Source organism: Clostridium arbusti SL206 (assembly GCF_000246895.1).
In the GTDB taxonomy this organism is placed as follows: domain Bacteria; phylum Bacillota; class Clostridia; order Clostridiales; family Clostridiaceae; genus Clostridium_I; species Clostridium_I arbusti.
The window spans coordinates 1-23,781 of the sequence record NZ_BAEV01000061.1; the positions used below are offsets into that span (position 1 = coordinate 1).

Annotated in this window: 16 protein-coding genes; 2 read left to right on the forward strand and 14 right to left on the reverse strand. The window is 30.1% G+C overall.

Annotated features, from left to right (window positions below):
* The first annotated feature begins 928 nt into the window (after positions 1–928).
* Positions 929–1,075, forward strand: coding sequence for a hypothetical protein (locus RH99_RS19265; protein WP_158511952.1), 147 nt, complete (start codon positions 929–931; stop codon positions 1,073–1,075).
* A gap of 243 nt (positions 1,076–1,318) precedes the next feature.
* On the opposite strand, the gene RH99_RS11640 is transcribed toward RH99_RS19265, so the two are convergent.
* From RH99_RS11640 to RH99_RS11700, 14 genes are all read right to left on the reverse strand, one after another.
* Positions 1,319–3,589, reverse strand: a complete 2,271-nt coding sequence (locus RH99_RS11640) for a glycosyl hydrolase family 28 protein (RefSeq protein WP_010238178.1) — start codon at positions 3,587–3,589, stop codon at positions 1,319–1,321.
* A 252-nt stretch (positions 3,590–3,841) separates the two neighbouring features.
* Positions 3,842–5,317, reverse strand: coding sequence for a UxaA family hydrolase (locus tag RH99_RS11645; RefSeq protein WP_010238180.1), 1,476 nt, complete (start codon positions 5,315–5,317; stop codon positions 3,842–3,844).
* A gap of 18 nt (positions 5,318–5,335) precedes the next feature.
* Positions 5,336–6,790: a tagaturonate reductase gene (locus RH99_RS11650; protein ID WP_010238184.1), complete on the reverse strand. Its 1,455-nt coding sequence runs from the start codon at positions 6,788–6,790 to the stop codon at positions 5,336–5,338.
* Positions 6,791–6,835: 45 nt separating this feature from the next.
* Complete coding sequence (locus tag RH99_RS11655; RefSeq protein WP_010238186.1) at positions 6,836–8,200, reverse strand: glycoside-pentoside-hexuronide (GPH):cation symporter; 1,365 nt, start codon at positions 8,198–8,200, stop codon at positions 6,836–6,838.
* Positions 8,201–8,341: 141 nt separating this feature from the next.
* Positions 8,342–9,343: a LacI family DNA-binding transcriptional regulator gene (locus RH99_RS11660; protein WP_010238188.1), complete on the reverse strand. Its 1,002-nt coding sequence runs from the start codon at positions 9,341–9,343 to the stop codon at positions 8,342–8,344.
* A gap of 99 nt (positions 9,344–9,442) precedes the next feature.
* The gene (gene uxaC, locus RH99_RS11665; RefSeq protein ID WP_010238190.1) at positions 9,443–10,849 is read right to left on the reverse strand and encodes a glucuronate isomerase; all 1,407 of its coding nucleotides are present in this window, start codon (positions 10,847–10,849) and stop codon (positions 9,443–9,445) included.
* Positions 10,850–11,475: 626 nt separating this feature from the next.
* Positions 11,476–12,894, reverse strand: coding sequence for a glycoside hydrolase family 1 protein (locus RH99_RS11670; protein WP_010238193.1), 1,419 nt, complete (start codon positions 12,892–12,894; stop codon positions 11,476–11,478).
* Positions 12,895–12,924: 30 nt separating this feature from the next.
* Positions 12,925–13,707 (reverse strand): glucose PTS transporter subunit IIA, encoded by a 783-nt coding sequence (locus tag RH99_RS19770; protein WP_010238194.1) that lies wholly within the window; start codon positions 13,705–13,707, stop codon positions 12,925–12,927.
* Between the two features lie 7 nt (positions 13,708–13,714).
* Complete coding sequence (locus RH99_RS19775; protein WP_010238196.1) at positions 13,715–14,833, reverse strand: PTS transporter subunit EIIC; 1,119 nt, start codon at positions 14,831–14,833, stop codon at positions 13,715–13,717.
* A gap of 345 nt (positions 14,834–15,178) precedes the next feature.
* Positions 15,179–16,711, reverse strand: a complete 1,533-nt coding sequence (gene garD, locus RH99_RS11680; RefSeq protein ID WP_010238199.1) for a galactarate dehydratase — start codon at positions 16,709–16,711, stop codon at positions 15,179–15,181.
* A 132-nt stretch (positions 16,712–16,843) separates the two neighbouring features.
* Positions 16,844–17,728: a 2-hydroxy-3-oxopropionate reductase gene (gene garR / locus RH99_RS11685; RefSeq protein WP_010238202.1), complete on the reverse strand. Its 885-nt coding sequence runs from the start codon at positions 17,726–17,728 to the stop codon at positions 16,844–16,846.
* A gap of 380 nt (positions 17,729–18,108) precedes the next feature.
* Complete coding sequence (locus tag RH99_RS11690; RefSeq protein WP_010238205.1) at positions 18,109–19,440, reverse strand: MFS transporter; 1,332 nt, start codon at positions 19,438–19,440, stop codon at positions 18,109–18,111.
* Positions 19,441–19,979: 539 nt separating this feature from the next.
* Entirely contained in the window at positions 19,980–21,122 is a 1,143-nt protein-coding gene (locus RH99_RS11695) for a glycerate kinase family protein (protein WP_010238207.1), read from the reverse strand.
* A gap of 319 nt (positions 21,123–21,441) precedes the next feature.
* The gene (locus RH99_RS11700) at positions 21,442–22,590 is read right to left on the reverse strand and encodes a sugar diacid recognition domain-containing protein (RefSeq protein ID WP_010238209.1); all 1,149 of its coding nucleotides are present in this window, start codon (positions 22,588–22,590) and stop codon (positions 21,442–21,444) included.
* A gap of 237 nt (positions 22,591–22,827) precedes the next feature.
* Here RH99_RS11700 and RH99_RS11705 point away from each other — a divergent pair, with 237 nt between their 5' ends.
* The gene (locus tag RH99_RS11705) at positions 22,828–23,718 is read left to right on the forward strand and encodes a dihydrodipicolinate synthase family protein (RefSeq protein WP_010238210.1); all 891 of its coding nucleotides are present in this window, start codon (positions 22,828–22,830) and stop codon (positions 23,716–23,718) included.
* Positions 23,719–23,781 lie beyond the last annotated feature (63 nt).

The following is a 23,781-nucleotide window of genomic DNA, read 5'->3' on the forward strand; positions in this document are numbered from 1 at the left end:
GCAAAAACCTATGTCTGCACTTTTACTTATTACCTGCTGCATAGTTTTGTCTGCAACCCATGCTAAAATACAGGTATAATTTTAGTTCTTAATAAATAAAAAATGGCAATTAAGCTACTCTATTACAGTTTATATTATTTTAATTTATATTTTTAAATGTGTACTGTAATAAAAGTTTATATTTATATAATAAAAACTAACTATAAAACATACTATATTTTTAGCTGCTTTATTTATACTAATCCATACTTCATCATATACTAATTATTCCCACCCTTAAATATCGTGTGTTATTTTCTCTTCTATACCATTAAACTTATATCTATACTGTATATATCTAATATCTATCTTCAATTTTACTTTAATTAAAACTATGGATATAATCTTCTATGATTTTATTACCATTATTTTTTCAATCCTTGAGTATCCGAAATATCATAATGTGCAATTAAACTATCTCTTAAAATTGAAATATTTTCTATTCGTTAGTTAATATAATCGAAGTCTACTTTCAAATCTCTCAGAATTGATCTCACACAGCTATTATTACAAGATTTGCTCACAAAAGCTCGTAAATATTTCATTCCACAATTTCGCTTATTATTTAAGTCTGTGACCTTTATTGCTATTTTTGATTACATAGTTATATACCATTAATTCAAGATCATTGAGACTTTGAATTTCTTCATAAGTAAACACACCACATCCCCCAATATCTCCATTTTATTTCTTATCCTATATAAACAGAATCTACCATAAGAAAATTCTATACGTTATCATAATTATTTTCAATAAGTTAATAACACGCTAATATATTATTCACTATTTATTAACAATATATAACGATTACTGTTTATTTTTTTAATTGCACTTTCATTTATAAAATACTATTATAATACTATAAAATAATTGTTAGGAGTGATAATTTATGAAAAATTTATTTAATTCATTTGTAAAAAATTTTTTTGATGGTCTTGTTATAGTTGCTCCATTGTCTGATTTTAATATTATAAAGCTTAATCCATCTTATTTAAATGAATCAATAGTAGAAGAAGAAGTTAAAAAAACTGCATAGAAATATGTTGATTTTTAACTATTTGATAAACATCATTAATACTACTCTGTGAGATATTAAAATGTGGTTTTGTTATTGCCAGTGTAAAATTAATTAAACAGTTTCACAAGTGTTAACACAACTGCTTCTTTCTTATAGTAATAATAACCAAAAGTCTTTCTTAAATTATCAATAGGGTAATGCCCATCGTTCTCACTTATAAATAAAAACGGTGGATATTACCCTATTATGTTGCTGGCAATTTTATTTTGATGTTATTTCTTCAGGTGAAATAACATAATTATATATATTTATATCTTTCATATCCCCTTTGTAGTATTCAGACAAATTATCGGATTTTCCAATATAGGAAATGTCTGATATAGCTGCAGTATCTAGATTTACTGTATCAGAGGCCTTAACTTTCCCATCTATATAGAGCTTTTCTTCTCCCTTAGCATCCCAAGTTACAGTTATCTTATGCCATGCATTGCCATTGTACTTATCATTTGTTACAAAATTTACAGTTTTGGAATTAACCTTCATATTAAATTGTACCTTTTTATCCTTTGTAAAACTCAAACTATAATTGTTAGCAGAATCATTGCTTTTTCCATACATTATAGTTCCGCTTTCGCTTTTAAAGTTCTTGCCACTATTTACCCATGCAGTTATAGATCCTTTACTACTGTTAAATAGATTACTAGGTAATTTAATAGTAGAATTTTCATTTCCATTAAAGGATTTAACTCCATCTATTATTCCACCATATTGTAAATTGTCGAATGTACTATCTGCCTGAAACATATTTCCATTATTTATATTTACATGATCCATCTTTACATTTTTAACATACTGTGCAAATAACCCTTTGTCGGCAGTTACATTTATATTTGATAAAGTTACACCATCTACAGGCATCTCCTGAAGTCCCTGAAAAAAAGAAGCTTCCTTTGCACCAATAGCAGTTATATTCTTAAAAACTAAGTTTTTAATTGTAGGTGTTGTTTCATCTACAACTCCTGTGTAAGGAAGAGGAGCACCATTAGATGAATAGTTAGAATTAATATTAAATGCATCACTTGATATATTTTTCATCATAATATTGTCGAAGACAACATCTTGTATAACTCCACCTCTGCCTCTAAGTGTCTTCAGTCTAACTCCTATATTTGTGCTATCAAATATATCATCTTTTATATTTATATTATTTATGCCACCTGACATTTCACTTCCTAGAGTCACCCCACCATGTCCATGAAGCATTAAAGAATTTCTTATTGTTATGTTTGAACTTGGTATTCCTATTTTTCTACCTTCTGCATCTTTTCCAGATTTAATTGCAATACAGTCATCTCCTACATCAAATGTTGTATTAACCACAAGTAAGTTATCAACAGAGTCTGGATCCAATCCGTCAGTATTTGGAGAATCAACAGGACTAGAAGGATTCTTTACATTAACATCTGCTATGGTAATATTTTTACTATACAAAGGATGAATTGTCCATGATGGTGAATTTTGGACTTTGACTCCCTGAATTAATACACCATCGCAGTTTATTAATTGAATAGTTCTTGGTCTTGCAGTTTGTTTAGTTGGGTCAGTTGCTTTTGGGTTATCCCACCATAATCCCATATCAAAGTTCACGGCAGTAGATTTATCACCATTATATTTTCCCATGTTGTAGTCATATTCACCGCTAACATTAACTTTATTTACAGGATATCCATAAGCATCTTCTGTTTCTCCTGCAGCTGCTTCCTTTATTGGTCCTGCATTACCATCAATAGTACCTTCACCGATTATGTTAAGATTTTTAGCATCAATTGCGGTTATAATACTCATGTAAGATTTAAAGGAAGTACCTTCCCATCTACTATCGATAATTTTATAATCAGATACATCACGGCTTGCAAGTATAGTTGCTCCTTTTTCAATATTTAGTGTCATATCGCTTTTTAATTTAAGTGGAGCTGTATAATAAGTTCCCGCCGGAATTACTACCACTCCACCAGGAGTACACGCGTCAATTGCATCTTGAATAGCCTTACTATCCTTAGTTACACCATCTCCAACAGCACCATAATCTTTTACATTAAATATTTTACCTTCATTACTTGTTATTACAGATATTTGCTTACTTGACTTTGATACATTGCCAGAAGCATCCCTTGCCACAACTTTAAACTTGTATTTAGTGTTTGGCTTCAATCCAGTTACAGTGTAATTGGTTTTTGCGACATCATATTGCTTAAGATAATCAGAGCTGCCTATTTTACTTCCGTTTTCATATATATCATAACCTTTTACTCCAGCATCATCTGAGGACTTATCCCATATAAGCCCTATAGTAGATGCTGTCTTGCTAAAAGCTGTAAGATTTTGTGGCGAAGTAGGTGCCACACTATCAGTAGACGTTTTCATAGCAGCGTTTACCTCTGTAGCCGCTACAGGATAATATGGTAATGCTGTAAAGAACAGCAATGCTGCACTTAATGATGCAGTTAGATACATTTTCCCCTTTAAATTCATAAAACTATTCCCCTTTACAAAATTCTATTTGAAAAGTATTTAATTTTCCATAATAATAGCTGTCATAAGCACTGTAGCTATACTTTTAGATAAATTATCAACCTTTTCTTTATTTTCATAATTTTATACCCTTATAGTTTGTATACTATCTTTTGAAATCTACATTCTCAAGTTTTCTTTCATATAAAATAAAACTTGAGAATGTAGAAATAAAAGTTTTAGTAAACATTATTTGAAATATAATTATTTATTTTATAATGTTACCCCATTTTTGAATATAGCTATCTCCCTTATATGATTTTTCTCATTATTAGCTAATTCTCCATTGGCTATATTAATAATATAGTTAATAAACTCTTCCATAAGTTCATCCATGGTTTTATCCTTAATTAGATCTCCTGCATTAAAATCTATCCATCTTTTCTTTTTTTCGTATATCTGACTATTGGTTGACACTTTTATAGTTGGTACAAAAGTTCCAAAAGGTGTTCCTCTACCTGTAGTAAATAAAACCATATGACAGCCTGCTGAAGCAAGGGCAGTGGATGCTACCAAATCATTACCAGGAGCACTTAGAAGGTTTAATCCCTTTTTATTTAAAGTTTGTCCGTATTTAAGTACATCCACAACCTGTGAGCTTCCTGATTTTTGAGTACATCCAAGAGATTTGTCCTCTAGAGTAGTTATACCTCCTGCCTTATTTCCTGGTGAAGGATTTTCATATACAGGTTGATCATAACCCATAAAATATTTTTTGAAATCATTTATAAGGTTTACTGTTTTATTAAACACTTCTTTATCCTTAGCTCTATTCATAAGAAGCGTTTCTGCTCCAAACATTTCCGGTACTTCCGTTAACACAGTAGTACCACCTTGTGAAGTTAAAAAGTCTGAGAACTTACCTAAAAGGGGGTTAGCTGTAATTCCTGAAAAACCATCTGAGCCACCGCATTTAAGTCCTATATTTAATTCTGACAAAGGTACTGCCACTCTTTTATCTTTCTTAGCATTCTCATAAACTTCTTTTAGAAGTTTAATTCCTTCTTCCACTTCGTCTTCTACCTCTTGTGATATTAAAAATCTGATTCTATTTTTATCATAAACTTCTAAGGATTTTATGAAATCACCCATGGTATTATTTTCGCAGCCTAATCCAAGAACTAGTATACCTCCGGCATTTGGATGCTTAACTATATCTCCTAGTATTGTCATTGTGTTAAAGTGGTCATCTCCAAGCTGAGAGCATCCATAATTATGTTTAAATACCTGTACTTCAACATTAGTTTCTTCTTGAAATTTTCTAGCAATAGCATCAGCAATTCCATTAACGCAGCCTACAGTTGGTACTATCCATATTTCATTTCTTATTCCAACTTTGCCATTTTCCCTAACATAACCATTAAAAGTTAAGTTTCTATGCTCAAAATCAATCTTGAGGTCCTTTTTATTATAATCGTAATCCTTTATTCCATCCAAATTTGTTTTTAAATTGTGTGAATGAACCAATTGTCCTACTTTTATATTTTCAGTAGCATGACCTATAGGAAATCCATATTTAATTATGTTATCTCCTTTTTTAATATTATCAACAGCTATTTTGTGACCTCTTTTTATGGAATCTTCAATTGTTATTTTTTTATTATCGATTTCTATAATATCAGCTTTATTCAAATCAGTTAAAGCTACAACTACATTATCCTTTTCGTTGATCTTAAAAAAATTCTTCATGCTTTATACCTGCCTTTGTCATATTATAGATTTAATAGCTCCTGCCATACCTAGTTTTTCAATTTGCATTAAATAATCTGTAACTTTATCAGTTAATCCATCTATAGTATTTAAATCAAGTTTCCAATTCTTTTTGTAACCTAGCACAGTGCTTACTAATTCTTTATATCCTTTTTCTGTTCCATCACATTTTGACCATACATCACTATATAGCTTTAATACATCCTCACTATCTGATAATTTTATATCTTCATTTCCTCTTTTACCCTTATAAAATTCTATTAAGGCTGCCAAAGAAAATACAAATTTTTGTGGTAATTTATTTTTAGTTTTAAAATACTCTAATAGTGATGGTAAATCTCTAGTTTCAAATTTTGACATAGCGTTTAAAGCAATACTCATAAGATAATGATTTACAAATGGATTCATAAATCTTTCAAGCACAGCTTTTGCAAACTCGTTTAATTCTTCTTCTGGTAGATCAAGAGTTGGAATTATCTCATCATATATTAATTTTCTTAGATAATTACCTACTTCTTCACTCTCAACAGCCTGCCCAACTGTGTCTAATCCATATAAATAGGCTACTGGAACTAAAGCTGTATGTGCACCATTTAATATTCTTACTTTTCTTGTTCTGTAAGGCGTAACATCATTAACTATTTTTACATTTAAGCCTGCTTTTTCAAGGGGAATTTCATTACCTATCCATGCCGGTCCTTCAATTACCCATAAATGAAACTGTTCACCTACATCAACCAGATTATCCTCATAGCCAAGTTCTTCATTTATTTCATTTATGGTATCTCTAGGATATCCTGGTACAATTCTATCCACTAAGGTACAACAGAAAGTATTAGCTTCCTCTAACCATGTTTTAAATTCTTTTTCAAGATTCCAAAGTTCTATAAATTTAAATATTACATTTTTAAGTTTTTCTCCATTTCTATCTATAAGTTCACATGGAATTACAACCATTCCTTTATCCTTGTCACCTTTAAAAAATTTAAATCTTCTATATAAAAATGCTGTAAGCTTACCAGGGTAACTATTTTGGCAGGTATCCCCCAATTTATCATTTTCATCAAAGGCTATTCCTGCTTCTGTAGTATTTGAAATCACAAATCTAAGTTCAGGATTTTCTGCAACTTTTAAATAATCTTCATAATCAGTATAAGGATCAATACATCTGCTTACACTATTTATTACCGAATGCTCTTTAACTGCTTTTCCTTCTTTTATCCCTTGAAGATATAAAGTATATAATCCATCTTGTTCATTTATCCTACGAATAATCCCATTTTTTAGCGGTTGAATTATTACTACGCTGGTGTTAAAGTCTGCTTCTTTATTCATCTTATCAACTTGCCAGTCCACAAATGCCCTAAGAAAATTTCCCTCTCCAAACTGTATAATTCTTTCTGGATAATTATACTTTTTATATTCTTTAAAATTTTCCTTATTTAATTTCATAATATATGCCTCCATTATTTTTTATATTATTCTATACTTTTTATATTAATTATTTTGAGGTTTTCTCTGGTGTAACTCTTTAATAATTTCTGAGAATTTAGCGTCAGAAAGATTATATAATACACCTAATACAATAGCGGCTAAAGCTAATGCCACTGCTGGATACAGCATTAATAATCCCTTTATTCCAATCAATGTATGGGCACTTTGTTTTGCATTTGCCACATATCCAACTAATCCCAATCCTATACCTGAAGCAAATCCTGATATTGATTGAGCAATTTTTCGAGAAAAATTGAAAACTGAATAGGTAATACCCTCTCTTCTCTCACCATTTTTCCATTCTCCGTAATCAATAGAGTCCGATACAAAAGCCCATGTAACGCCATTTGGTATACTTATACCAATGAACGCAATAGTAGCAAGTATTATAAATGCAACAAAATGAGTTCCTGGCAATAAGAAATTAATGGTATCTGCAACAACACTAGTTAAAAATCCTATGACAGCAGTTCTCTTTTTACCAAATTTACTAACTAATTTAGGTAAAAATGAAACTCCAAGTACTGAACAACCTATAGTGAAAAAGTTTACATAAGCTACCAATCTTACATTTCCCAAATTGTATTTGCAATAATATACAATCATAGCTGTTTTTATGTTGTAAGCAGAAATTGAAAATATAGTCATAAGAATTAAAGTTAATAATGCTCTGTTATGAAATATAGCATTACTTATTGTACGTAAAGTAATTTTTTCTTCAGATTTAACATCATGAACTACAACTTCTGTGGTATTTTTATAAGTAGCATAAAAGGAACATACCCCCACGATACCCATTACTGCAGTAATTACTGGAAATCCTATTCGTGGATTACCAAATAAAGTTATTAGTGGTATAAATATTACTCCAGTAATTAATAATGCTCCTGAAGAACCAATCTGTCTAAATGTAGCTAATGCCGTTCTTTCTTGAGTATCCTGAGTTATAACAGAACCTAAAGATCCATAAGGTACATTTGTAAAAGAATAAAGAACTCCCCACAACATATAACTTACGTAAGCAAATAGCAATTTTGATCCTGGTGTTCTACCTGGGTTAGTAAAGGTTATCACAGTCATTATGGCTAACAAAATACTTGATATAAACATTATTTTTTTGAATTTACCATTTTTACCTGGTTTCCTAGAATCTACAAAAGCTCCTGCCAAAGGATCTATAAAAGCATCAAATAATTTTGTAATTAAGAATATACTTCCTGCTGCTACTGCTGCTATTCCAACTACATCTGTATAGAATTGAAGAAGATAAGCCTGGCCTAAGTCAAACATAAAACCATTTCCAAAATCACCAAGACCATAGGATATTTTTTCTTTCAATGTTAGTTTTTTCTTCTTATCATTTTTCATATTAATATTGCCTCCCCATTATAATTAACACATTAATTAAACGCAATATTTGAAACTTTTAATATATAATTAACTTGATTATATTTTTACAATTAAATTAATGTTCACGTTAACAATTGTAAATAAATTAAACTGCCAAACTTAATTGATTTTTTTTACCGACTCTCTTATAATTAGCTCGGTTTTAATATATACCTTTTGCCCTGATGTATTTGGATTTTTAATTAATCCCAATAACCTTTGTGATCCAACTACAGCTATTTTATTTGAAAGTTTTCTTACAGTTGTCAGTGGAGGAAAAACATAATCACAAAATATATTATCATCAAAACCTATAATTGAAATATCCTGTGGTACCTTTAATCCACTCTTTTTAACAGCTTTTAATGCTCCAACCGCCATATCATCATTAGAACAAAACACTGCAGTAGGTATTTTAGATAAGCTTAATAATTTTTTCATAGCTTCATACCCGCTATCTACATTGTATTCTCCCTGTACAATATAATCATTATTAATTTTTATACCACTATTTATAAGGGCATTAATGTATCCTTCTTTTCTAAAGGATGTTGACTTAAAATTTTGTGCACCCTCAATTATAGCAATATCATTATGTCCATTATGAATTAAATAATTTACTGCCTCATAAGCTCCGTCTTTCTCAGCAGATAAAATATTTATAACATTATCTGCTTCAATTTCTCTATTTAAAACTACTAAAGGTATATTCTTATTTATAACTTCATATATGAATAGATTATCACTTTCGCTTTGACTTATTAAAATAATTCCATCAAATCTTTCTTTAGTTATATAACTTAAATCCTTGCAATCATCTATACCCTTAATAACTAAATTGTAGCTTTGGCTAACAATACTATTTACACCATTTATAGTCTCATAAAAGAAATCAGGAGAAGTACCTTTGTGAATTGTTGAAAAAAACAATCCAATATTATAAGATCTATTCAAAACTAAACTTTTAGCACTATAATTTGGCACATAGTTTAATTCATTTACTATATACATTATTTTTTGTTTTGTTTTTTCGTTTATAAAGGGACTATTATTTAACGCCCTTGAAACAGTTGTATGAGATACATTGGCCATTCTAGCAATATCCTTTATAGTAACACCCATGATTCTTCTATCACACCTTCCAAGTAACATATTCTAACATAATAATATCATAATAATTCCTTATAAACTACTTTATTTAAGTTATTCAAATTATTTTATTTATATATCCATTTCAAAATAATTTTGTGCATTCTTATAGCATATATTTTCTACTATATTTTTTAACAATTCATCATCATTTGGCACCTCGCCATTTTCAACTAAATCTCCAATAAATTCGCACAATATTCTTCTAAAATATTCATGTCTAGTGTAAGATAAAAAGCTTCTTGAATCCGTAAGCATTCCAACAAAACTTGATAACAATCCAGTACTAGCTAATGCTTTCATTTGCTCAATCATTCCATCTTTACTATCATTAAACCACCAAGCTGCTCCAAGTTGGATTTTCCCTAAAATTCCACTACCCTGAAAACATCCCATTAAAGTAGACAATTTATAATTATCATTTGAATTTAAACTATATAAAATTGTTTTTGGAAGAGAATCAGTTTTCTCTAAGCTGTCAAGTAATCTTGATAAAGGATAAGTAATATTGTTATCATTAACAGAATCAAATCCCGTATCTGGTCCCATTTTATCAAACATTCTGCTATTATTATCTCTAAATGCATTAATGTGAAGTTCCATTACCCAACCCAATTTAGAATAATGTTCTCCTAAAAATTTCATTGTATAAGTTCTATATTTTGTTTCTTCTTCAAAGGTAATCTGGCTACCTTGTAAAGCTTTACTAAAAATTTCAGAAACTTCTTCTATTGTAGCTTCCAAATAAGGTACATAATCTAATGCATGATCAGAAACTCTACACCCAACTGAATGAAAGAAATTTATTCTATCCTCCATAGCATTTAAAAATTCTGTATAATTATCTATATGTTTTTTAGAAACTTGACCTAATTTTTTAATCCAATCCACAAAACCAACTTTATTTATATTGAGAGCTTTATCTGGTCTAAATGCTGGAAATACTTTTGTATTAAAATCGTTATCATCTTTAAGTTTTAAGTGATATTCAAGAGAATCTGTTGGATCATCTGTTGTGCATATTGCCTTAACATTGGATTTTTTTATTATTTCTCTTACAGTAAAATCATCTTGCTCCAATAATTTATTTGCTTTTTCCCATATATTCTTAGCATTTTCTTCATTTATTACTTCATCTATCCCAAAATATCTTTTTAATTCTAAATGTGTCCAGTGATATAGTGGATTACCTATTGCACTTTGAAGAGCTTTTACATAAGATAAAAATTTTTCATAATCAGTAGAGTCACCAGTTATATATTTTTCATCTATACCAAAGCTTCTCATAAGTCTCCACTTATAATGATCACCATAAAGCCAAGCCTCTGTAATATTTTTAAATTTTTTATCATCACATATCTCTTTAGGGCTTATATGGCAATGATAATCTATAATAGGCATTTTCTCTGCATAATTGTGGAACAATTTTTGTGACGTCTCTGTATTTAATAAGAAATCCTCATTCATAAAATTTTTCATATATAATCCTTCTTTCTACAATATGTTAGTTTTTGTTAACGTTAACAACTCCTACAACTATATTATATTCGAGATACTTCTAAATATCAATAGTTTTTTGTTAACGATAACATTTTTTATACCTTCTCACTTATTCTTTTAACTACTCGCAAATTCCATCATACAAGTACTCTATATATTCTAAATCCAAATTATTATTTTTAATGCTCCTAAATTCAAAACTCTCTCTTAAAATAGGTTGCTATTACAAAAAATGAATCTGACTTAATTATTGCTACAGCGGGTGGTACAAAGTTAATATAATTTTAATATATGTCAATAATCTAACTACAATGATTTTTCTAAATCGTTGATCTCCTTTAAACTATATATTTTTAATTTAACCCAAAGAAAAGGTATACTGTTAGAACAGCGTACCTTTCTGATATTTATCTATATATTTTAACTCCCTCAATGATCTCTCAAATTTCTTTCTTAATTCAATGACTATAGCTTGCATACATTTATAAATTTATATCTTTGAGAATAGTTTTAAAAATAGCGTAAATATCAATACTTATAGCTGAAGACGTAGAATTCATGTAAAGTATATTATTTATTATAACTGCTAACATTATATTTAATAATTATACTAAACTCTTTCCATTTGTTGAAATTACTTCTTTATACCAATAAAAGCTCTTTTTCTTATATCTTTCTAATGTTCCAGTTCCATCATCATTACGATCTACATAGATGAATCCATAACGCTTTCTAAGTTCTGCAGTTGATGCACTAATAAGATCAATACATCCCCAGGTAGTGTATCCCATTACTTCAACACCGTCTTCTATTGCTTCACCTACTTGAACCAAATGATCATTTAAATACTTAATTCTATAATCATCAATTACTGTTTTATCTTCATTTTCATCTGTTACTAATTCATCCACAGCACCTAACCCATTTTCCACAATGAATAATGGTTTTTGATAACGATCATATAAAAGATTAAGAATATAACGCAATCCCTGTGGATCTATTTGCCATCCCCAATCTGAAGCTTCAAGATATGGGTTAGAAATACCTGAAATAATATTTCCAGCTCCATTTCCTGCTTTCTTTTTTTCAGAATCTGCCGTAGCACAGGAACTCATGTAGTAACTAAAGGAAACAAAATCCACTGTATTTTTAAGTATTTCCTCGTCTCCAGGTTCCATATATATCTTAATATTATTATCTTTAAAATATCTATTCATATATTTAGGATATGCTCCTCTTACGTGAACATCTGCAAAATATAAATTTTCTCTGTCCTGTTTCATTGCTTCAAGTACATCACTTGGATTAGGAGTCAGTGGATAATTTGGTACACCAAGAATCATGCATCCAAATTTTGCATCTGGTATCATTTCATGACCAATTTTAACTGCTAATGCACCTGCTACTAATTCATGATGAATTGCTTGATATAAATCTTGCTTTGTTAACTTTTCTTTATCTGTAAATATACCTCCGCTCATATATGGCTGATGCAGTACTGAATTAATTTCATTAAAGGTAAGCCAATATTTAACCTTATCTTTATATCTAGCAAAAATTGTTCTTACATAATTCTCAAAGAACCCTATTAACTTACGATTTACCCAACCATCATAATTCTTAGAAAGGGCAAGAGGAGTCTCATAATGAGAAATTGTAACCAATGGTTTAATTCCATATTTTAAACATTCATCAAATAAATCATCATAAAATTGTAATCCCTTCTCATTTGGTTCTTTATCATCACCATTTGGGAATATTCTAGACCATGCAATAGATGTTCTAAATGTTTTAAAACCCATCTCAGCAAATAATTTAACATCCTCTTTATACCTATGATAAAAGTCAATGCCTATTAATTTCATGTTATCTTCTGTTGGGTCCTCTGTAATTGGTCCCATAATACCTTTGGGTGCAATATCTTGTGTTGACAAACCTTTACCCTCTTCATTGTATGCACCTTCACATTGGTTAGCTGCTACTGCACCTCCCCATAAAAAACCTTTCGGAAAACTCTTTGCCATCTTTACATTACTCCCTTCAAATCTATAAAATTATTTTATAGTCTTAATTAGTTCATCTTTTTCTTTTACATCTTTATCAATAATAGAGAAAACATCTTTATAGTCATTTGTATTAGTGACAATTACTGGTGTAATAATATCATATCCTGCTGCTTTAATAGCTTCCATATCAAATTCTACTAGCAAATCTCCAACCTTAACTCTTTCATCTTTTTTTACATGTGCTGTAAAATATTTTCCATCTAATTTTACCGTATCTAAACCAATATGAATTAAAATTTCTGCCCCATCGTCTGATATAAGCCCAATTGCATGTTTTGTTTTAAATAATGCTGAAATGGTACCATTCACTGGTGAAACTACCCTTCCTTTAGAAGGTATTATTGCTGCACCTTTTCCCATAATTTCTTCTGAAAAAGTAGGATCGTTCACTTGACTAAGAGCTACTGCTTTTCCTTCTATTGGCGTCAAAATTATAGAATTAGTTGTATTAGAAGTACCATCCTGGCTAAGCACTGTATTTCCTACTGTTTCTACTGTATCATCATATTCTTCCTCTTCTTCTACTGGATCGTCAAAACCAATAATCAAAGTTGCTACAAATGCTACAACAATAGCAATTGCCCCTGTAATCAAAGCATTTATAAAGTTGGAACTATTGTCTTTAGACACAAATTGGGCAATTGATGCGATAGATGGTGTTGCAAATACATAAGCTTTCAAGGATACAAAACCTGAATAGATACCAGCCACTCCACCTGCAATAATACAAGCAATCATAGGTTTCTTTAGACGAATTGTAATTCCATACATAGCTGGTTCAGTTACACCTGCTAGTAATGCAGAAACACCGGAAGCACTTGCAACTTGCTTTTAAACTTTTATTCTTTGTTTTTAATGCTACAGCCATACATGAAGCTCCTTGTGCTAAGTTAGAAGCAAGCATTGCAACAAGAAGAAGAACATCATATCCAGGATTAGTTAAATTTGTAAGTGTCATTGGTACGAAGGCCCAGTGCATGCCTGTCATAACAATAAATGGCATAAAAGCTGATAATAATACAACGGCTAGCACTCCTGCTTTATTATAAATTATATACATAATTGATGACAATCCCTTACCAATAATAGCACCTATTGGTCCAACTAAAGTTAAGGCCATTGGTACTGTAACTAATAAGATAATCATAGGTTTTAAAAAGCTCTTTGCGAAAGATGGTGTAATTTTATCTGCAAACTTTTCAATATAAGACATAACCCATACAATCATAATAACTGGAATAACCGAATAAGTGTAAGTTGCTGCGGTTACCGGCAGCCCAATAAAGGAAATAGGTTTACCAGCATTAACTAAAGAAATAAAATCAGGGTGTATCATAACTGCAGCCACTGCTACTGCTAAATAAGCATTGGTTTCGAATTTTTTAGCAGCGGAAATTGCAAGAAGCACTGGTAAGAAATAAAATGCACCATCACCCATTGTAGATAAAATAGTGTAGGTTTGGCTTTTATCTGATAATACTCCACTTAAATGTAAAAGTACAATTAAAACTTTAATCATACCAGCACCCATAATAGCTGGAATAATAGGTGTCATACAACCTGATATAACATCTAACAATGTTGACAAAATATTTTGTTTAGGTTTATTATCTTTTTCGGAATTAGTTGCTTTTGATTTCTGAAAATTTCCCAATTTTAATAATTCATTATAGCAAACTGCTACATCATTTCCTATTATAATTTGGTATTGGCCACCTTTTTTCATAACGCCCATAACGCCCATAACGCCCTTAATCTTTTTTATTTGCTCGTCATCAACGATATTTTCATCTTTTAGGTGAAAACGAAGTCTTGTCATGCAATGCATAATACTATTAATATTGTTTTCACCACCTAATTTTTCTAAAATTTTCTTTGCTGTTACTGAATAATCCATATTTGTTATTCCTCCAATCAAAAATTTATTTTAATGGAGTATAGCCCATAATACAGTTTCCTGCTTACAGTAACAATCCCACATTTAACTCTTTCTTTAATTATATTACCTTTATTTTAATAAAAAAAACCTAAGCTTATATAGATGAGCGCTCATCTATATAAACTTAGGTATAGCCTGCTTTACCAGTAACAATCCTGTAACAATCCTATAACAATCTCTACTCGTTATGTAACGGATATCATACATCAAGTATTCTTGTCAATAGAAATCTTTTTTTCTAGTAAATGTTTTAAACACCCTTCATGCTGCTGATAATCATAAAGAACTCAAACAACATACTACTTACGTAATTGGAGCAGGGTTGAAAATACACAAATCATTATATAATTTCAATTCTTCCGCCAAAGATTTTTTACGTCCACTTGCTACATCTACTATTAGATTAAACAATTCTGTGCCTACATCCTCAAGGGTAGCTTCTCCTGTTGCAATAGTTCCAGCATTTACATCAATTAAATCCGGCCATTGCTCCTTAAGATCTACTCTAGAACATACTTTAATAACTGGTGCAGCCGCTAAACCATAGGGTGTACCACGGCCAGTCATAAACACTTGTAAAGTAATACCTGATGCTAATTGCATTGGTCCACATACAATATCACTAGCAGGAGTTGCTGCATAAATTAATCCTTTTTTACTTGGACGCTCTCCCGGTGAAAGCACTTCAACAATTGGTGCTGTACCTGACTTTGCAATAGATCCCATTGCTTTCTCCACGATATTACATAGTCCACCTTTTTTATTACCTGGAGTTGGATTTGCACTACGATCAACCTTGCCCTTTTCTAAATATTTATCATACCAGTCCATTTCTTTTGATAGCTTATTACAAGTTTCTTCATCTATTGTTCTTTCTGCTAATAGATAAACAGCATCTCTTACCTCAGTTACTTCTGAGAACAGCACCGTAGCACCAGCTTTTACAAGCATATCTGCTGCATATCCTGCTGAAGGGTTTGCAGTAATACCTGAGAAAGCATCACTTCCACCACATTGCATACCAATACATAAGTCAGAAAGTGGTAAAGTTTCTCTCTTACGTTCATTTAAACGTTTAAGTTTACAATCTGCCATAGACATAATGGCCTGAATCATTGCTTTAAATCCTTTATGTTCTTGAAGAATAATTACATTTCCAGGATTAATATCGTTTTCATTAAGTATCTTGTCAACTGTAAGTTTTTCACAGCCTAGCCCTATAACCATTAACTCTCCACCAAAATTAGGCTGTTTAGTTAAATTAGCAATAGCTCTAATGGGAATAACAGCATCAGGAGCATTGATTGCAACGCCGCAGCCATAAGCATGATTAATTGGCACTACATTATCTACATTAGGATATTTAGGTAACAATTCCTTTTTAATTCGTTCAATGGCCACATTTAATACTCCAGTAACACATTGAACAGTTGTAACAATTCCTAAAATATTTCTTGTGCCAGCATATCCCCCATTAGGATTTCTATATCCTTCAAAGGTAGTGGCAATAGGTGTTGGCAAATCCTTCTTAATATTTATACTAAACTTCATATTATCTGCTGATGGAGGCTCTGGTAGTTCTATCATAGTCTCGTTAATCCAATCTCCCTTATAAATTGGATTTATAGCATATCCTAGAACTACACCATATCTAATAATCTCGCCATTCTTAGGAATGTCTCTCAATGCAATTTTATGACCTTGAGGAATTTCATGTCTAGCTACAACATCATCAATTACAATTGTTCCTTTATCTACAGTATCCACAGTAATAGCAACATTATCTTTTTTGCTGACTTTAATATAAACAGGTCTTTTGTTTTCTTTCACTTCCATATCATATCCCCCTTTATGTCTTTATGGTATTTCCAAATTTCAACACAAACACATAACAACTTTCTATCAATGAATCTTACTTAGTTAGAGTTTGTGCTCCAACTAAGTTTAGTTTTATATAATTACCTTTTACTATTTTGTTACTTCAACATTAGCTAATTTTTCATAAAATTTTACTAAAGCTGAATGGTCATTTTGACCTTCACCATTTTCATGTAGATTTCTCATCATTTCTAATACTTGATTTGTAAGTAGCATCGGTGCTCCAACTGCTGCTCCTGCTTCAACAACATTTGTAAGATCTTTAATATGCAAATCAATTTTAAATCCTGGCTTAAAGTTTCTATCCATAACCATTGGTGCTTTAGCATCTAACACAGTACTTCCAGCAAGTCCTCCACGAATAGCATTGTATATTAACTCTGGAGATACTCCAGCTTTAGTTCCTAATACAAAAGCTTCTGACATAGCTGCTATATTTAATGCAACAATAACTTGATTTGCTAATTTTGTTACATTACCTGCTCCAACCTCACCACAAAGTACTGCATTTGATCCCATTTTTAATAATAGATCTTTAACATCATTAAAAATCTTTTCTTTTCCGCCTACCATAATAGATAAAGTTCCATCAATGGCTTTTGGTTCTCCACCACTCACAGGTGCATCCAACATTTCAATTCCTTTTTCAGCCAATTTTTTAGCTACTTCTTTAGATGCTACAGGAGATATGGAACTCATATCAATAAATATAGTTCCTGGTTTTGCTCCTTCAATAATACCATTTTCCATTAAGGCAACTTCTTTAACTTGTGGAGAATTTGGAAGCATTGTTATTATAATATTAGTTTTAGCTGCAACAGCTTTTGGAGAAGTCTCTATCTCTGCTCCTAACCTTACTAACTCATCTGTTACACTTTTATTACGATCCAATACTACAAGTTCGTATCCTTCCTTAAGCAAATTTTTTGCCATTGGCTTACCCATTATTCCAAGTCCAATAAATCCTATTTTCATAACTAAATCCTCCTAAAATTTATTTTATAATTTAAATCTAAACATGATATGTGTATTGATTTCTATTGCCAGTCCTAATACTCAATTTTTATAATATAATATTTTACTAAATTCCCAGTATTAGTTTTTACAACAAATTTAAACCATACTTCAATTATTATGCAATTCAATATTCTATTCAATATTCAGTTGCACAATAATTGTCTATTAGTACTTATTCATTTTTATCTATATGCACAATGAAACATCTATAATTTGTTATGAAATTTATATTTAATATACTAATATATTAATATATCAGTATTCAAAATATACGTTATGCTAGTTTATATAGTTAATATTATTTACAGCTCTAGTACCTTGTTTTAAAATAATATTAGTTATTCAATTTCAAGTCTTTCAATTTTCCCTACAATAAGCCAATAACTCAACACAGCAATAATTGCATGTGCACCAACATATACTAAAGCGCCATTAAAAGATGCAGTTCTATCAATAATAATTCCTATAACAATAGGAGTTACAATTCCTGCCAAATTACCAAGTCCATTGAACACACCGCCTGTTACACCTAATATCTTTTTTGGTGCTGCATCCCCAATTACTGTCCACCCTAGGGAGCCGAAACCCTTTCCAAAGAATGCCAAACTCATCAACATAATAACAAGGACATTAGTTGATACATAATTACAGAGAATAATAGATGAACTAAGAAGAAGTCCCATAGTTATTGGAATTTTTCTAGCAATACTCAAATTGTTTGTTCTTTTCAATATAAAATCCGAAATAAATCCACTTGACAAACCACCAAAGCATCCACAAATAGCTGGTAAAGATGCAACTAAGCCTGCGTGCAAAATAGAGAATCCTCTCTGTTGTACTAAGTATGTTGGAAACCAGGTCAAATAGAAATAAGTAATAGTATTTATACAATATTGAGAAAGAAAAATACCAACCAGCATTCTACTCTTAAATAATTTTCCTATATCTTTAAAATTAAATTTTTCTTTGTTAGCAGTTTTTAAATTTGAGTCTAAATCAACTAAACCACCACCTGCACGTATATATTCAATTTCATCTGCATTAGCCTTAGGATGCTTACTAGGAACATAGAAAAAGGCTTTCCATGCTACGGCTACTATAAGTCCAATTGCTCCCATAGCTATATATACCCACTGCCAACCAAATCTATATGCTAAAAAGCCAGTAAGAGGTGTGAAAATAACAAGTGAAACATATTGTCCAGTATTAAATATTGAACCGGCAATACCACGTTCTGATCCTGGAAACCAAGAAGCTAGTATTCTACCAGAACTTGGTCCTACTGGTGTTTCAAATATTCCTAGTAAAATCTCTAATATTACTAACATAAGAAATGAAATATATATCCAACTACTAATTCCCATAATTAGTGTAGCCACCGACCAAAATACAACACCAATTAAAATAGATTTCTTAGAACCTATTTTGTCTCCTATTGCCCCCGCCGGTATCTGTCCAAAGGCATAAGCCCAACTAAATGCTGACATAATAATTCCCATACTAGTTTTACTTAGATGCAACTGCTTTTGCATACCTATACCAGCAATTGAAATTGATGCACGGTCTGCAGTGCTTAATGTCATGACAATAAGAATCATTAGCAATGCCACAAATCTAAAATTAGTTCGCTTTACAATATTTACGGATGTACTAATTATTTTTTCGCCCATTTTTTACACTCCCATATAATTATTATTTTAGATAACATAATTTAATTGCATGGATACTTTAAAGCTTAATATCAAATATTTCTTATACTTCACCACTCCCACTTATAATTTTCTTTTTACATTTTAGATTCATCATCACTCTTTTTTTAAATTTTACAAAAGGTTCATCTTATTCGCCATTTAAACGTTTTCATATCATATAGACTTATATTGCATAAACTTGTATTAGGTAAAAATGGTTTTGGTAAATAGAAAATTTACTGGTATATTTTAATAATTTTTCAAGTACTTTGTAATTAAATTATCATATTTTGTTGTATTCCATTCAATATTCAACTGCACAAATATAAAACATTTTCAGTAACTTTTTTTATTCATATGCCTAAATATTTTTTATTCCCATTAAGATTACTCTTAATGTTAATCTTTTTAATTGGTTTTATTTGTATAAATGTACATACGCTTTAATCACAATACTTTTTTATGCTTTCCTATAGCAACTAAAATCCACTATTGATCTATTGTATTATGCTTTTTATTTATGTTAAATTTATTAATCTTACAACATTTTCAGCAGTTTTCTCTACATTCTCTTTTCCTTTTGCCAAAGCTTCTTCTAAAGTAGTTAATTCTTTAATAACACTAAATATAGAATCAATGCCTTTATCATAGAGTACTTCTATATCTTCTCCCACTCTTCCAGCAAAAACTATTACAGGCTTATTGTATTTTTTTGCAATTGTTGCTACACCTAAAGGTGTTTTGCCATATTGAGTTTGAAAATCAATACTTCCTTCACCAGTCCAAACCATATCTACAAATTTTACTTTTTCCTCTAATTTTGTATATTCAATAACCATTTCTATGCCTTTTTTCAAGGTCCCATTTAAAAACGCCATAAGTCCTGCCCCAAGGCCACCAGCTGCTCCTGCACCTGGAATTTCTAGGATATCTTTTTTTAATTGTTCCTTAATTATACTAGCATAATGCCTTAAATTACCATCTAATTCTTCTATCATTTCGTAAGTAGCTCCCTTTTGTGGCCCAAATACATTTGAAGCTCCATTCTCTCCACATAATGGATTATTCACATCACAGGCAACTTCTACTGTAACATCCTTTACTCTTGTATCAAAATTAGTTAAATCTATAGTATGAAGCTTACTTAGCTCACCACCACCGAATCCAAGTTCATTTCCATACTTATCTACAAACTTTCCACCTAATGCCTGAACAACTCCTGCACCACCATCATTAGTTGAACTACCACCTATGCCTATTAATATTTTTTTTACTCCATAATCCAGACAAGCCTTTATTAATTGCCCAGTACCATAAGTTGTTGTTATAAGGGGATTTCTTTTTTCTACAGGTACTAAATGTATTCCACTTGCACTAGCCATTTCTAATATTCCAGTTTCACCATCTCCTAAAATTCCATAAGATGCCTTCACTTCATTTCCTAGTGGTCCAATTGCATTTATTGAATATATACTTCCACCTGTAGCATCTACCAGTGACTGCATAGTTCCTTCCCCTCCATCTGCCATTGGAACATGTATACAGTTGATATTCTTGTTTACCTTCTTAATTCCCCTTTCCATGGCTTCACAAACTTCTTTTGCTGTCATACTTTCTTTAAAAGAATCAGGTGCCAATAAAATATTAAGCTTTTCTTTCATATTGCTACCCTCCAAATCTAAATTGCATGTAACGCTTCTTAACTAAAAAATCTCCAATTCTTAGAGTTACCAATTTAAGTATTGAAATATTTTTAAAATTATTTACTTTTTTGTTAAAAAATATATTTGTTACATTACATTAATTATCCTGTTTTTTTATAAGGTAAACAATATTCACTTGAACAAATATTAATGGTTAAATAAATTTGTTTTTATGTATTTGCATAATGAATTATTCCTTTGTTAAAAACTAAATATAAAATTAAAATAGTAATCGGTAAGCAACTTATAAAAATTGCTTACCGATTACTATTTTAGATTAATCAAATTTGGGATTTATTATTGCGCAGTAAAGCCAAAATAGATCAGTATATTTCTTAGGATTCATATTTGTTAGTTTATATATTTTATTCAAACGATAATTTAAAGTATTTCTATGGATAAATAACTTATTTGATACATTATTAAGTTCTCCATTCTCTTTAATAAAAATTTTTAATGTTTCTCGTAATTCTCCATCTTTATCGCTAGATGCTATTGCATCATATGTATCTTTCAATTCGTTTATTTTCCAATTAGTGTTATTTTGTAAAAGTAGCATTTCATATTTTAACGTGTCAAAAAAATATATATCATCATTTGGGTGCATTTTTTTCCCAAATAAAAGCGTTTCTTTTGCTATATTAAAAGATCTATATGTTTCAAATAATTTATTATAAGTTTTTCCCACAGATATTTTTATTTTTACTCCAATTTTATTATAGATTTTATTATAGATTTCTTGGATTTTTCTTTTATAATCTACAAATTTATTATAACGATAGGTATGTTTATATAATACTACAATGGTTTTTGAATCTATAGAGGCTACTAAAGATTCTTTTAATATTCCCTCTAATAAAATTATAATACTTTTCAATAAATTTAAATCGTTTTCACTGGAAATATCTTTAAGCTGGACTTCAAAAATAAAAATAGACATTGGGTAGTCATATGGAATCTTAAATTTCTTTATATAATTTTCTAACATTGAAGAATTACTTTGCTTATTATAAATAAGCGCCATCATTAACTCTTCTTTAATTCTATTATTAAACTCTAAATTCTTCATAACATATTCTTGTTCTATCATCATTTCTGCTGTCAGTTTAATTAATTTACCGTATCCTAAAACTGCCCTAGGTTTTCCTGTAATTCCTATTACTCCAACTATCTTGTTTTGAAACCTAATAATTAAATTTGTTCCTTCACATACACCGTTTAAATTTTTACTTTGCTTTTCATCAATATTAAATTGCGATTTTCTCTCAATTGCTATTATAGCCCCCTCATGAACTGTTCCAATTCTACTCTTATCTCCAGATGCTATAATAATTCCGTTTTCATCCATTATATTTATATTATTTTTTACTACTTTCATAGTTCTATCAATAATGCTTTCAGCTAATTCTCTACTTAACACTCCCATGACAATACTCCCTTCAATTAATTTAATAGATTTCATCTTGAAATTAAAAATCATTTTCAAGAGGATCTTTATATGTTCATATTAACAAAAAAGTATTATATTTACAATTTATATTTGTTCATTTGTCTATTGTTTATTATTGTAAAAAACATGATAATAGAACTTGATGAAACGCTTACATGTTAAAAATATATTTTATAGTCCAAGCCGAACAAATATTATTTAGGAGGAATTTTAATGTTTAAAGGTGTCTATACCCCAATGATTACTATATTTGATAATGAAGGAAATTTTGACAAAGAATCTAACAAAATTATGATTGAGAAATTAATTTCTGATGGAATTTATGGAATTTGTTTATTAGGTACTACTGGAGAATTTTTTAATATGTCTTTTGAAGAAAAATTAGATTATATAAGATTTGCATCTGAAACTATTAGCGGTAGAGTCAAATTTATTGTTGGAGTTGGCAGCACTAATATAAAAGAAACTTTAGCATTAATCTCATGTGCAGAAGAAAATAATGCTGATGCGGTGTTAGCGTTACCTCCATTTTACTTTAAATTAGACGATAATCATATTTATGAATATTTTTCAATTATAGCTAAAAGCACTAAATTGCCTATAATACTGTATAACATCCCTAATAATACAAAAGTAAATCTTTCAGCTGAATTAGTATTAAAACTAGCTAATAACTTTGAAAGCATTGCCAATGGTGGAGTAAAAGATACTACAGAATCTTTAGGCAACATAAGAAGATTTGTAGAAAGTATTAAAAAAGTTCATAAGAATTTTTCTGTTTTTTCTGGAATTGATGAGTACTTAATACCTAACTTAATGATAGGCGGTGATGGTATTATAGGAACTCAAACTAATACTCAAGCTAAATTACTAGTTGATACCTTTAAGGCATTTCATGAAAAGGATTTCGAAAAATTGTTATGCTGTCAAAAAGAAATAAATAGAATTATGGCTGTACGTGATATGCCGGGAAATAATATATTATCAACAAAAACAGCTGTTTCTATAGCTTTAGATTTAGACTTTAGCACCTCTTTAAGATATTATAATATAACATCTGATGAAGATACTAAAAAAAGAATAGGTCATGTTTTAAAGCCTTAATTTAATAACTATTCTCAGTATCAGCGGAGCTAAAAAAATTGTTATACACAATGCATATGTATA